We start from the raw sequence: 13752 nt of genomic DNA, 5'->3' as shown, positions 1-13752 counted from the left end.
ACAAAATAACGTCTAATTTATTAAATATAAAAGAATGTTAAAAACTAATAACTTTTTTAACTGATTTAAAATGATGATTTAGCGCGTTTCTTTGATTTGTAAAACATTAATAACTTCTTAAATTATCAAATGGAATGATTTATGAGTTTAACTAGGAGTTGATTTTATTTGTACTAACAATAATTTTTCAGGTTAAACTTTGTAACTTTGGATTTCAAAAAATAATAGATTTGATCACAAAAGCTACTATAGATACTGTTTTCGAAACTGCTCGGGTAGAGGAGGTTATCGGTGATTTTGTGCAATTAAAACGCGCAGGGAGTAACTTCAAAGGGCTTAGTCCTTTTTCGGAAGAGCGTTCTCCATCGTTTATGGTTTCCCCAGCAAAGGGAATCTGGAAAGATTTTAGTTCTGGAAAAGGAGGGAATTCAGTTGCTTTCTTAATGGAACACTCCCATTTCACTTACCCGGAAGCCATACGGTATTTAGCCAAAAAATACAATATAGAAATTGAGGAAACCGAGCAAACGGATCAAGAAAAAGCCATTACGGATGTACGGGAAAGTATGTATTTGGTATCGGAGTTTGCAAAAAGTTATTTTCATAACACCCTGTTCAATTCTGAAGAAGGCAAAGCAATAGGGTATTCTTATTTTAAAGAAAGAGGATTTACTGCGGATACAATTAAGAAATTTAGTTTGGGATATTCCCCTGAAAGTTGGGATGCCTTTACCAAAGAAGCCTTAGGGAAAGGTTATAAATTAGAGTTTCTAGAAAATACCGGACTCACAATTCCCAGAGATGACAGGCCTTTTGACAGGTTCAAAGGTCGCGTTATGTTTCCTATAGAAAGTATGTCAGGTCGAGTACTTGGTTTTGGAGGCAGAATTCTTACCAACGATAAAAAAGCGGCAAAATACTTGAATTCACCGGAAAGTGAAATTTACCATAAAAGTAAAGTGCTGTATGGTATTTTTCAGGCCAAACAATCAATAGCCAAATTAAATAATTGTTATTTAGTCGAAGGATATACTGATGTAATTCAGTTCAACCAATCCGGAATTGAAAATGTGGTTGCTTCCTCAGGCACGGCGCTTACACCGGATCAAATCCGTTTAATAAACAGATTGACAAAAAATATCACAGTGCTTTTTGATGGTGATGCCGCAGGTTTACGGGCTTCTGTGCGTGGAATTGATCTAATTTTAGAGGAAGGAATGAATGTAAAAGTGTGTACGTTTCCTGATGGGGAAGATCCGGACAGTTTTGCAAAAAAAACATCTTATGAAGCGTTAGTTTTATACTTAGAGAATAACGCAAAAGATTTTATTCAGTTCAAAGCCTCTCTTTTGATGAATGAAGCGAAAAATGATCCCGTCAAAAAAGCAGATCTTATACGGGACATGGTCGTCAGCATTTCGAAAATTCCGGACAGGATTCAACGAGAAATTTATATCCAGGAATGTTCCAGAATAATGGATATTTCAGAGCAGGTTTTACTAAGCACTTTGGCGCAATTAGTCCAAAAAGACGGTATCGAAATTGAAAAAAAACACAAACAAAAGCAATTGCAGAATGCCTTTGACTATGTTAAAAATGACGATACTGTCCAGACTGATAAAGTAGATTCACTGTATCGATTTGAACGTAAAATAATTGAAATCCTATTGCTTTATGGTAACAAGACGGAAAAATTTGAAGAAGTTTTATTAAAGTCAAATAGCGACGGAGAAATTGTGGACGTTACCGAAATAAAAGAATTAAAAGTTTTTCAGAAAATATATTTGAGTTTGCAAGATGATGAAGTAGAATTTGCAAGTCCTATATTTAGAGATATATACAAAAATTTAATCGATTATTATTTGCAAAATGAGAACTCCGGGCTTGATAAATATATAAATCACTACCAGTCAGGTGTTCCTGATGAAGTAACTAATATTATAATGGAAGAGGAAAAAAATGTTTTGCACAATTGGACTGGTCAAAATATTTTCCCTAAAAGTAAAGAAGAAATGTTAAATCAGGATGTTTCGGACACATTGCTTACTTTAAGATGGTTTCTGCTTAGTGAGATTATTGAAGAGTTGAAAAACTCCGTTTCTAACGATCCGGAATCAGATAATATGGAGTCATTGTCTTTAGCAATGAGTTATATCGAGTTGCGAGGTAAGTTTTCAAAAAAATTAGGGCGAGTTGTGGTACGATACCATTAAAGGCTACACAATCTATAAATCAAAAAGCGCTGTATCTCTGAAATTTGATACAGAGATACAGCGCTTTTATTAATTGTAATGAATCAACATGTAATCCATTCTTTTTTTTAAATTGCCTAGACGTGGTTAGGCCTCAATGGTATTAAACGATTTCTAACGTTTTTGCTTTGTTTACTAAATCTACTAGATTAGTAACATTTAGTTTTGTTAACAATCGCAATTTGTACGTACTAATCGTTTTTTCATTTAGTTTAAGAATAGTCGCGATCTCGTGGTTTTTCTTTCCATCACTTAGATAACGCAAAACCTCCACTTCCCGGTTGGAAAGCTTACGATACAATCTTTCACTCTTGCTTTGTTTTGCAATTAAGGCTAAATTTTTCTTTACAGTCTCATTCATGATTATTTTTCCTTGGTGGACTTTAACAATCGACTGACCTAAGGTTTCTAGTTTTTCAGATTTGTGCACAAAGCCAGATACTCCGGCTTTAATGGCATTTGGCGCATAAATCTGTTCTGAAAGACCACTGAAGATAATGATTTTAGTTTTTGGAAAATTTTTCAAAAGTGCTTTCACTTCAAAAATACTGGAAAGACCTTCCAGTTCCAAGTCTAATATCAATACATCAATGTCTTTTGTTAAAAGTATATCCCGTACCATCAAAAAGTTACCAACATTGGCTACTATTGATATCTCGGCATTGTCTTTAAAGTAAGATTTTACTCCAAAATGCACAACGGGGTAATTATCGGCTATACATACTTTAATCATGATTTTAGTTTTTTAGAATTATTTATTATTGGAAATGTAAAATTAATAAATAAATTCTGTAATTAATTGTAAATCAATATAAAATATCATTTCTTTAATCTTTTGGGATAAAACAAACTGGTATTGCGGTCATTTTATGTTGATTATTAGTGTTTAATCGTTTGTAGATTTCAAAAACAATTTTGTCTCTTCCGGTAAAATTTTCGATTGATTTTCCAGCGTGATCTTCTGCCATTGCCCACTCTAGCTCATTATAGCTGGCGCCTAATTGATCTTCATCGGTTCTTTCATCTCCAAATAATCCGTCGGTGGGTGGTGCTTTCAAAATAGAATCTGGAATTTTTAAATAGTTGCCTAAAAGATAGACTTCTGACTTCATTAAGTCGGCAATAGGGCTTAAATCAACACCTCCATCGCCATATTTAGTATAAAAACCAACGCCAAAATCCTCTACTTTATTTCCCGTTCCGGCAACTAATAAACAATGAATGCCTGCAAAATAATACAATGTGGTCATTCTTAAGCGAGCTCGGGTGTTAGCCAGGGATAGGTTTACTTTAGAAATATCTGAATGATTACCGGGCACTATTTTTTTGAAACTCTCAAAAACAGATGTCAAATCAGCTTCCACGCTAGTTACGTTAGGGAATCTTTTTTTTAATTGTTCGATATGTTCCCGGCCTCTTGTTACATGGCTTTGCGCTTGATGGATGGGCATTTCAATACATAAAACTTGCAGTCCGGTCTGGGCGCATAGTGTAGAGGTTACCGCTGAATCAACTCCCCCTGAAATCCCAATAACAAATCCGTTCACTTTAGCATTTTCAGCATATGTTTTTAACCAATTTACAATAAGAGTATTTATTTTTTCGACGGGTAGTGCCCTTTTTTTAGTCATAATAGTTTACGTTTTAAAAAGTAGGAATGTATATTTGCACACTAAATTAGTTGCACATGGGTTTCCTTAAATTCTGTGGTAACAAATTTAATTAATAATTATGAAAATAGATCTGTTGTCCCTCGTCTTTTGCCTCTTTTTTTTGTCATGTGATAAGAAAAGTAAAGTAGAGAATACTATTGCTGCAATTCCTGTACAAGTAAAATTAGAACGATTTGATAAAATATTTTTTGAAACGCCACCAAAAGACTTAGAGAAAATAAAAAAAGAGTTTCCTTTCTTTTTTCCTCCAGGAAATGACAACAGCGTTTGGCTGAATAAAATGCAGGATCCAATCTGGAGAGAATTATATACGGAAGTACAAAAAAAATATGCTGATATTGAACCGGTAAAAGAAGAATTAGAAGGTGTGCTTAAGCATATTAAATACTATTTTCCTGAAACAAAAATACCAAAAGTGATTACCGTAATTGCTGAGATGGACTATAATAATAAAGCCATTTATGCAGACAGTCTGGTTATTATCTCACTTGAATTGTATTTAGGGAAAGACCATAAATTTTATCAGTTTCCCAATTATTTAAAACAAAATTTTGAACAAAGACAGATTGCACCAGATGTAGTTTCGAGTTTTTCAACACGTAAAATTCCTCCTGTTTTAGATAAGGATTTGCTGAGTCAGATGATTTATTGTGGAAAACAATTGTATTTAAAAGACTTGCTTTTGCCAAAGTATACAGAAGCCGAAAAAATAGGGTATACGCCAGAGCAATTATTATGGTGTCAAGAAAATGAAAGTTACATGTGGCGTTATTTTATTGAGAAAGAATTACTTTACAGTAACGATCAAAAGTTAATTCCACGATTTATAAATCCAGCACCATTTTCTAAGTTTTATCTGGAAATAGACAATGAATCTCCAGGTCGGGTTGGTGCCTGGATCGGTTGGCAAATAGTGCGATCCTATATGAATAATAAGGATGCAGGTATTGCAGATCTGTTAAAAAAAGATGCGAAAGAAATATTTAAACAATCAAAATACAAACCTAAAAAGTAATGTCAAATACACACACCTCAGAAATTAAGTTTCTAATCGAATTAGATGAAAATAAGGTTCCGGAAAAATTAATGTGGACCGCTAAAGATGGCGGAGTAGAGCTGGAGGAAGCCAAAGCAATAATGTTGTCTATTTGGGATAGCAAAGCAAAAGAAAGTATGCGCATTGATTTGTGGACGAAGGAAATGCCGGTAGATGAAATGAAAATTTTCTTTCACCAGACTTTAGTGGCAATGTCTGAAACTTTCAAGCGTGCTACTGATGATGAAAAAATGGCGGATACGATGAAAGATTTTTGCGATTATTTTGCTGAAAAATTGGAACTCACAAAGTAAATTTTTGTGTTGTTTTGCAAAAAAAATCCCAAAACTAAAGTGTAGTTTTGGGATTTTATTGCAATGCTCTTAGATTGTTTTCTAAAACTGGCTGTTGTTTTTAAAAACTTCCTGATTTACTTCTTCAATGTAATTTAATACGTCCTCTTTTCCGGTAGATTCAGTCGCTGATGTGACAAAGTAATGCGGCATTTCGGCCCAGTTATTCGCAAACATTTTCTTTTTATAAGCGGCTACGTGAGAGTCTATTTTTACCTTGCTGATTTTGTCCGCTTTCGTGAAAACTATACAAAAAGGAATTTCGCTTTCACCCATATACGACATGAATTCAATGTCGATAGTTTGTGCTTCGTGACGAATATCAATCAAAACAAAAGCACAAACAAGTTGCTCTCTGGTCTCAAAATAATCAGTGATGAATTCTTGAAAAATAGATTTTGTTTTTTTAGAAACTTTAGCATATCCATAACCGGGTAGATCGACAAGAAACCAATTGTTGTTAATTAAAAAATGATTAATCAATTGGGTTTTTCCTGGTCTGCCGGATGTTTTAGCTAATTTTTTTTGGTTGGTCAGCATATTTATCAAAGAGGATTTTCCTACATTTGATCGACCTATAAAAGCATATTCCGGTAAAAAGTCTTTTGGACATTTTGCCACATCAGAGTTGCTAATAACAAATTCGGCGGTATTAATTTTCATTTTTGCTAGGTATAAAATTCTCCTTTTACGATTTGTGTACGGATAAATGAGTGTTTGTAAGCCACTCCTCAAGTAAGCGATTGAATTCCTCTGGATGTTCCATCATGGCCGCATGACCACAGTTATCGATCCAATATAAAGTAGAATTAGGTAATAATTTATTGAACTCTTCTGCTACATCTGGAGGGGTGACTTTGTCATTTTTTCCCCAAATAAGACAGGTTTGAACATGCATTTTAGGTAAATCTTTTGCCATATTATGGCGAATGGCACTTTTTGCAATAGTCAGTGTTTTGATCAATTTCATGCGGTCGTTAACAGACTCGTACACTTCGTCTATAAGTTCTTTAGTCGCAACTTTTGGATCATAAAATACATCTTCTGCTTTTTTCTTAATGTATTCATAGTCCCCCCTTTTTGGGTAGCTATCGCCCATGGCACTTTCATAAAGACCTGAACTTCCGGTTATTACAAGACCGGCTACTTTTTCAGGATACATTTTAGTGTGGTACAATGCAATATGGCCACCAAGTGAATTTCCTAAAAGGATAACACGATCTAATCCTTTAAAAGTGATGAAATCCTTGACATATTTTGCAAAACTTTTCACGTTAGTTTTTAAAATATTTTGAGTATATATCGGTAAATCTGGAATAATTATTTTATATCCTCTTGTAGAAAAGTAGCTGGCAACGGTATCAAAGTTGCTAAGTCCCCCCATAAGTCCGTGTAAGATTACGATTGGAGTTCCTTCACCAGCTTCATAATAGCTGTATCTGCCTTCTTTTTTGTAGTGTTTTTCCATTTTTTGTAAATGCGGATTTTCAATTTTGACAAATATAGGATTTAATAAATAAAAATGGATTTTTAGAACAATTTTTAATTGTAAAATTATCCCACTTTAGATAAAATTTAGTTGTTTTTTTTTAGGATTTAGCAACAAACTTCTATGTAAATGCCTTTTATTTTTACATTAAAAAAATCAAATTTCATTGGTTTTGGCAGTCTTTTTTCTATAACGATCTCTTTCTTACAAATTAAGCAGAATGGGTTAATGGCCTGATTGTCCAAAAAGTAAGGGTTTTTGTTTGAAAGTGGTTAAACTTATTAACAAAGTGGGGTATAGTGGTAGATAGTGGTAATATTTTTTATATTTTTGCTCAACATCATTTAATATTTTTTCTTGGATACAATTATTGGAACATATGAATGTAAAGTTGATGCTAAAGGAAGGGTGCTGTTGCCGGCGCCTTTGAAAAAGCAATTGGCACCTTCACTTCAAAACGGATTTGTTTTGAAGCGTTCCGTTTTTCAGCCCTGTCTGGAGTTATATCCCATGGAGGAGTGGAATGTAATGATGCAAAAAATCAATAAACTCAATCGATTTGTAAAGAAAAACAATGACTTCATCCGCAGGTTTACTGCAGGCGTAAAAGTGGTTGAGATCGATGCATTAGGACGATTATTGGTGCCTAAAGATTTAGTAGTTTTTGCCAGTATTACAAAAGAGGTGGTGTTTTCGTCAGCCGTAAACATTGTGGAAATTTGGGATAAAGAATGGTATGAAAAATCAATAAATGGGGAAGATGTTGATTTTGCAGATTTAGCAGAGGAAGTAATGGGAAATATAAATGACAACGACGATGGAATATCATAATCCGGTTTTGCTTCAGGCATCAGTAGATGGTTTAAATATTAAGCCAGATGGCATTTATGTTGATGTCACTTTTGGGGGTGGCGGTCATTCAAAAGAAATTTTGAAAAGGCTAGGGCCGGATGGAAAGTTGTTTGCTTTTGATCAGGACGAAGATGCATTAGCAAATGCTTTGCCGGACGAAAGATTTACGCTGATTAACGAGAATTTTCGTTTTGTAAAGCGGTTCTTGCGTTTTTACGGTGTGAAAAGTGTGGATGGTATCTTAGCAGATTTAGGTGTTTCATCGCATCAGTTTGATGTTCCGGAAAGAGGGTTTTCGACTCGTTTTGATGCCGATCTGGATATGCGAATGAGTCAAAAAAATGATTTGAATGCCTATAAAGTGGTCAATGAATATGATGAAGCAAATCTAAAAAGAGTGTTTTTGGATTATGGCGAATTGAAAAATGCTCCTGTTTTGGCAAGAACAATTGTAGAGGCAAGAGAGCTGCAACCAATCAAAACAACAGATGAGTTGAAAGCCGTTTTGGCGCGATATTTACCGGAAAGAGTTCGAAATAAAATATTAGCCCAAATATATCAGGCCATTCGAATTGAGGTAAATCAGGAAATGGATGTTTTAAAAGAGTTTTTAGAGCAATCTCTGGAAATATTAAATCCAGCAGGGAGATTAAGTGTAATATCCTATCATTCCTTAGAAGATAGATTGGTAAAAAGATTTATCAAAAACGGAATGTTCGAAGGAGAGCCGGAAAGAGATTTTTTTGGTAACTTTTCTGTTCCTTTTAAAACCATTGGTAAACTAACAGTTCCGAATGCCGAAGAAATAAAAGCAAATAACAGAGCGCGAAGTGCAAAATTAAGAATTGCTGAAAAAATATAATCCCCACCCGGCCTCCCCAAAAGGGAGGAGCCAAACAGGAAAAATAAATAGTAACTTTTAATATCTCGGCTCCCTCTCCTTTGGAGGGGGTCGGGGAGAGGACAAATGAAAAACGGAGTGTATAGCATATTGAAAGCGAAGTTTCTTATTGATGATGATGCTGTCAAAAACTGGCGGTTCATTGTTTTTATCCTTTTGTTAGCTATTGTTATGATTGCAAATACTCAGCGATTTGAGCAAAAAGTATTTAAAATTACGGAGCTCACCGGACGGGTTAAAGAGTTGCGTTCCGAATTTGTAGATCGGCGGTCTGAGTTAATGAAATTAAAAATGGAATCAACGGTTTCTGAAAAAATGATAGAAAAAGAAATCTTTCCTTCAACAGTTCCGCCAATTAAAATAAAAGTTAAAAAAGAGGAAGATAAAAGCTTCTTTAAAAAATTATGGCAGTAGAAGATAAATACATATCCTACAGAATTTATCTGGTCGCATTTGGAATTTTCCTGATGGCGATCGCGATAGCCGTAAAATTAACAAATATTCAATGGGTAGAGGGTGATTATTATAGAAAATTAGCCAAACAAAGAACCGTTAAAAATTTTATTATTCCGGCCAATAAGGGGAATATTTATTCTGCCGATGGAAGTCTTTTGGCTACATCAATTCCAAATTATGAAATACGCTTTGATGCACTTGCTTCAAAAACAGAATTATTTGAGAAGAATGTGAAACCATTATCAGACTCTTTGGCTCTATTGTTAGGGAAATCAGCAAATTATTTTGAAAATGAATTAAGAAAAGCCCGGGGCAATAAAAACAGATATTATTTAGTGGCCCGAGATTTAAGTTATACAGAATATGTTAGAATCAAAGGGTTTCCTTTATTTAATCTTGGTGCTTATAAAGGAGGAATTATTGTAGAACAGGAAACCATAAGAGAGCATCCTATTGGGAAAATTGCAGAACGTACTGTAGGGTATGAGCGAACATCAAACGGGCAATCGCTGGATGGAAAAGGAATCGAATGGGCTTTTAGGAACTATCTAAATGGTAAAGACGGTAAAATATTAAAACAGAAAATAGCCAAGGGACAGTGGAAACCCATACGTGATGTTAATGAAGTAGACCCTCAGGACGGCTATGATGTTATATCAACAATTGATGTTTATATTCAGGATATCGCACATCATGCTTTGCTTAAACAGTTGGAATTGTATCAGGCAGATCATGGTTCTGTAGTGGTTATGGAAACTAAAACGGGTCATGTGAAAGCAATTTCTAATTTAGGAAGAGCAAAAGACGGAACGTACTACGAAACCACTAATTACGCAGTAGCGGAGTCTCATGAACCGGGTTCTACCTATAAATTAGCGGATTTGATGGCACTTCTGGAAGATAAAAAAGCGGATACCAGTTCTGTTTATGACAGCAAAGGAGGAGTCGTTGTATATTCAGGTAAAAAAGTGCGTGATTCCCACAAAGGCGGTTATGGAAAAATTTCTTTAGCAAGAGGTTTTGAACTTTCGTCTAATACCATCATGGTTCAGGCGGTGTATGAAGCGTACAAAAATAACCCGTCGCAATTTGTCAATCATCTTAATGATTTTGGATTAAACAAAACTTTAGGGCTCTCCATCAAAGGGGAGGGCGTGCCTTATATCCCTCAGCCAGGCGATAAAAACTGGTCAAACATTTCGCTTCCTTGGATGGCTTTTGGATATGGAGTCCACATAACTCCCATGCAGACACTGGCATTTTATAATGCGGTTGCCAATGATGGGGAAATGGTAAAGCCTCAATTTGTTTCTGAAATAAAAGAATGGAACAGAACCATCAAAAAATATGAGAAAGAAGTTTTGAATCCAAGAATTTGTTCCCCACAAACTATTTCCAAATTAAGGGCAGTTCTGGCAAATGTTGTCAAAAAAGGAACGGCTTCTAAATTATATTCAAAAGATTTTTCGATGGCAGGAAAAACAGGAACAGCGGCGGTGAATTACGGAAAGGCTGGAGGAACTGGAAAATATTATGCGTCGTCTTTTGTGGGCTACTTCCCGGCAGACAAACCAATGTATTCTTGTATAGTTGTGGTGCATAAACCAAGTACAGCGCTAAATAATTATTACGGTGCGGATGTGGCTGGGCCCGTTTTTAAGAGAATCGCACAAAAAATATTTACCGATGCCCCTTCGACAAATGAAATTAAAAATTTAGATAGAAAGATACCAAAACAAGAAAATAATTATGATTCTTATTTTGTGAAATCTCAGAACAAACAACAGTTTATACCCAATGTAAAAGGAATGCCAGGAATGGATGCTGTTGCTTTATTAGGAAATTTGGGAGTCAAAGTAAAGGTCGTAGGAGTTGGAAAAGTGAAAAAACAGTCGCTTGAAGCAGGTCAAAATATTCTAAAAAACACAACGATACTATTGGAATTATCATGAGTATACTAAAAGACATATTATACAAAGTAGCCATTGAAGCCGTAATGGGTTCGACGGATATTGCTGTAAGCAAAATAGATTTCGATTCTAGAAAAATTGAGTCTAACGATGTTTTTGTAGCAATTCGTGGGTCAATATCAGACGGTCATGATTTTATAGGAAAAGCAATCGCATTAGGCGCAGTTGCGGTGATTTGTGACACATTTCCGGAAATTATTGAAAAAGGAATTACGTACGTTCAGGTAAAAGACACGAATTCAGCCTTGGCATTTATGACCTCTAATTATTTTGGGGATCCTTCTAAGAACCTGAAATTGGTTGGAATTACAGGAACAAACGGGAAAACCACAATTGCTTCTTTGTTGTATCAATTGTTTAAAAAGGCAGGGTTTAAAGTGGGATTGCTCTCAACAGTTAAAATTTTAGTTGATGATATTGAATATAAAGCCACACACACGACTCCGGATTCGATTACTATAAATTACTATTTGAATGAAATGGTCAAAAATGGAGTCGACTATTGTTTTATGGAAGTCAGTTCTCATGGTATTCACCAAAAAAGAACCGAAGCCTTGCATTTTGTAGGGGGTATTTTTACTAATTTGTCTCATGATCATTTGGATTATCATCCAACGTTTGCAGAATATAGAGATGTAAAAAAGGCCTTCTTTGATAATTTGCCTAAAACTGCCTTCGCATTATCGAATATTGATGATAAAAATGGGCAAGTAATGTTACAAAATACAACAGCCAAAAAATGTACGTATGCCTTAAAATCGTATGCGGATTATAAAGCGCAAATCCTGGAAAATCAATTGTCCGGTTTGTTGTTGAAAATAAACGGAAATGAAGTTTGGGTTAAGCTGATAGGAACATTTAATGCGTATAATTTAGTAGCTATTTATGGAGCGGCAGTCGAATTAGGAATGGAAAGTCTGGAAGTACTTCGTTTATTGTCGGATTTAGAAAGTGTTTCGGGACGTTTCCAATTTATTGTTTCTGCTTCAAATATTACCGCTATTGTAGATTATGCCCATACGCCGGATGCTTTAGAAAATGTACTAAAAACCATCAATGACATTCGCACCAAAAATGAACAGTTGATCACCGTTGTGGGGTGCGGTGGTAATAGAGACAAAAGCAAGCGCCCTATTATGGCCGGAATTGCCGCTGAATGGAGTGATACAGCAATTTTCACTTCGGATAATCCAAGAAATGAAAATCCGGAAGTGATTATCACCGAAATGGAACACGGTGTAGCCGCTCAAAACTATAAAAAAGTGCTGTCAATAACCGATAGAAAGCAAGCCATAAAAACCGCATGTCAATTGGCACAGCCCAACGATATTATTTTAATTGCTGGAAAAGGGCATGAGACGTATCAGGAAATAAATGGAATTCGCCTTGATTTTGATGACGTGGAAATAGTTAAAAAAACACTAGGCCAACTGGGAAAATAAAAGTTTAACCGGAGTAACTGTTTATTTGTTTATGGGAATATCCAAATAACCGATTAACCAAATAACCAAAAAAAGATAAACCAAATAAACAAAGAGATATGCTATACTATTTATTTGAATATTTAGACAAAACACTTGACGTTCCGGGAACCGGTGTTTTTCAGTACATCACTTTTAGATCTGCATTAGCATTGATGCTTTCGTTGTTGTTATCAACAATTTACGGAAAAATTATAATTCGCTTTTTGCAAAGACAGCAAGTGGGTGAAACCGTGCGAGAGCTTGGTTTAGCTGGTCAGAACGAAAAAGCGGGGACGCCGACCATGGGTGGATTAATCATTATTTTTGCTACGCTGGTACCGGTATTATTATTTGCAAAATTGCATAATATCTACATTGTGTTATTGATTGTTACCACGCTTTGGATGGGGACTATTGGTTTTATAGATGATTATATTAAAATTTTCAAAAGAGACAAACAAGGATTAAAAGGAATATTTAAGGTTGTTGGTCAAGTGGGTTTAGGTCTCATTGTGGGAACCGTCTTGTATTTTCATGCCGGGGTTACAGTGAGAACGGATATTGGTAAAGCCAATGTTTTCAAGGCTTCTACTGAAAATGTAGTTTTTCAAGCGCCGCTCGAAGAAAAATCAACTGCAACAACGATTCCTTTTTTTAAAAATAATGAATTCGATTATGCGGAACTATTAGCATGGACTGGTGAAGGATATGAAAAATGGGCTTGGTTGATTTTTATTCCGGTTGTTATTTTTATTATCACCGCTGTTTCTAATGGAGCTAATTTGACTGATGGAATAGATGGTTTGGCAGCAGGAACATCCGCGATTTCAGTATTGGCACTGGGAATATTTACGTTTGTTTCGGGAAACATTATTTTCTCTAATTATCTGAACATCATGTATATCCCTAATTCAGGGGAAATGACAGTCTTTATTGCGGCTTTTGTTGGATCGTTAATCGGGTTTCTTTGGTACAATTCGTATCCGGCATCTGTTTTTATGGGTGATACAGGAAGTTTAACAATAGGCGGAATTATTGCAGTTCTGGCAATTGCAGTCCGTAAAGAAATGCTGATTCCTTTATTGTGCGGAATTTTTCTTGTCGAAAATTTATCTGTGATTCTTCAGGTCAGTTATTTCAAGTATACCAAGAAACGCTTTGGCGAAGGCCGAAGAATATTTTTAATGTCGCCTTTGCATCACCATTATCAGAAAAAGGGCTATCACGAAAGTAAAATTGTGACCCGGTTTTGGATTGTTGCCATCATGCTGGCCATTTTGTCAATCGTTACTTTAAAATTAAGATAA

At 35.2% G+C, this 13752-nt stretch carries 13 protein-coding genes; 9 read left to right on the top strand and 4 right to left on the bottom strand.

The window, feature by feature from the left end; genetic code table 11:
• Positions 1-230 precede the first annotated feature (230 nt).
• Entirely contained in the window at positions 231-2213 is a 1983-nt protein-coding gene (gene dnaG / locus EKM01_RS11170; RefSeq protein WP_126554647.1) for a DNA primase, read from the top strand.
• A gap of 142 nt (positions 2214-2355) precedes the next feature.
• Here the strand turns inward: dnaG and EKM01_RS11165 are convergent, their stop codons facing one another.
• Positions 2356-2985, bottom strand: a complete 630-nt coding sequence (locus EKM01_RS11165) for a response regulator transcription factor (RefSeq protein ID WP_126461693.1) — start codon at positions 2983-2985, stop codon at positions 2356-2358.
• Between the two features lie 94 nt (positions 2986-3079).
• Positions 3080-3883, bottom strand: coding sequence for an NAD(+) synthase (nadE, locus tag EKM01_RS11160; protein ID WP_126461696.1), 804 nt, complete (start codon positions 3881-3883; stop codon positions 3080-3082).
• Between the two features lie 100 nt (positions 3884-3983).
• Between nadE and gldB the strand changes: the two genes are divergently transcribed.
• Positions 3984-4940, top strand: a complete 957-nt coding sequence (gene gldB, locus EKM01_RS11155; RefSeq protein WP_126768347.1) for a gliding motility lipoprotein GldB — start codon at positions 3984-3986, stop codon at positions 4938-4940.
• The gene (gene gldC, locus EKM01_RS11150; RefSeq protein ID WP_126452671.1) at positions 4940-5275 is read left to right on the top strand and encodes a gliding motility protein GldC; all 336 of its coding nucleotides are present in this window, start codon (positions 4940-4942) and stop codon (positions 5273-5275) included. Before gldB ends, gldC begins: the two co-directional genes overlap by 1 nt.
• Positions 5276-5356: 81 nt before the next feature.
• Here the strand turns inward: gldC and yihA are convergent, their stop codons facing one another.
• Both yihA and EKM01_RS11140 read right to left on the bottom strand, forming a co-directional pair.
• Positions 5357-5977 carry a ribosome biogenesis GTP-binding protein YihA/YsxC gene (gene yihA / locus EKM01_RS11145; RefSeq protein ID WP_126554653.1) on the bottom strand — a complete coding sequence of 207 codons (621 nt, stop codon included), beginning with the start codon at positions 5975-5977 and terminating at the stop codon, positions 5357-5359.
• Between the two features lie 25 nt (positions 5978-6002).
• Positions 6003-6782: an alpha/beta fold hydrolase gene (locus tag EKM01_RS11140; protein WP_126461705.1), complete on the bottom strand. Its 780-nt coding sequence runs from the start codon at positions 6780-6782 to the stop codon at positions 6003-6005.
• A gap of 378 nt (positions 6783-7160) precedes the next feature.
• On the opposite strand from EKM01_RS11140, the gene mraZ reads away from it, so the two are divergent.
• The 6 genes from mraZ to mraY all read left to right on the top strand — a co-directional run bounded on the left by mraZ (position 7161) and on the right by mraY (position 13752).
• Positions 7161-7634, top strand: a complete 474-nt coding sequence (gene mraZ / locus EKM01_RS11135; protein WP_126562845.1) for a division/cell wall cluster transcriptional repressor MraZ — start codon at positions 7161-7163, stop codon at positions 7632-7634.
• On the top strand, positions 7609-8517 hold the full coding sequence (gene rsmH / locus EKM01_RS11130; protein ID WP_197037212.1) for a 16S rRNA (cytosine(1402)-N(4))-methyltransferase RsmH: 909 nt from the start codon (positions 7609-7611) through the stop codon (positions 8515-8517). Before mraZ ends, rsmH begins: the two co-directional genes overlap by 26 nt.
• Before the next feature lie 105 nt (positions 8518-8622).
• Positions 8623-8970 carry an FtsL-like putative cell division protein gene (locus tag EKM01_RS11125; protein WP_126452681.1) on the top strand — a complete coding sequence of 116 codons (348 nt, stop codon included), beginning with the start codon at positions 8623-8625 and terminating at the stop codon, positions 8968-8970.
• Positions 8961-10964 (top strand): penicillin-binding protein 2, encoded by a 2004-nt coding sequence (locus tag EKM01_RS11120; protein ID WP_126461714.1) that lies wholly within the window; start codon positions 8961-8963, stop codon positions 10962-10964. The genes EKM01_RS11125 and EKM01_RS11120 overlap by 10 nt, the downstream gene beginning before the upstream one ends.
• On the top strand, positions 10961-12424 hold the full coding sequence (locus EKM01_RS11115; protein WP_126768344.1) for a UDP-N-acetylmuramoyl-L-alanyl-D-glutamate--2,6-diaminopimelate ligase: 1464 nt from the start codon (positions 10961-10963) through the stop codon (positions 12422-12424). Before EKM01_RS11120 ends, EKM01_RS11115 begins: the two co-directional genes overlap by 4 nt.
• 98 nt (positions 12425-12522) lie before the next feature.
• Positions 12523-13752 carry a phospho-N-acetylmuramoyl-pentapeptide-transferase gene (mraY, locus tag EKM01_RS11110; RefSeq protein WP_126461720.1) on the top strand — a complete coding sequence of 410 codons (1230 nt, stop codon included), beginning with the start codon at positions 12523-12525 and terminating at the stop codon, positions 13750-13752.

This window comes from Flavobacterium sp. RSP46, assembly GCF_003984825.1.
In the GTDB taxonomy this organism is placed as follows: Bacteria; Bacteroidota; Bacteroidia; order Flavobacteriales; family Flavobacteriaceae; genus Flavobacterium.
This window is presented reverse-complemented; position numbering and strand designations above follow the sequence as displayed.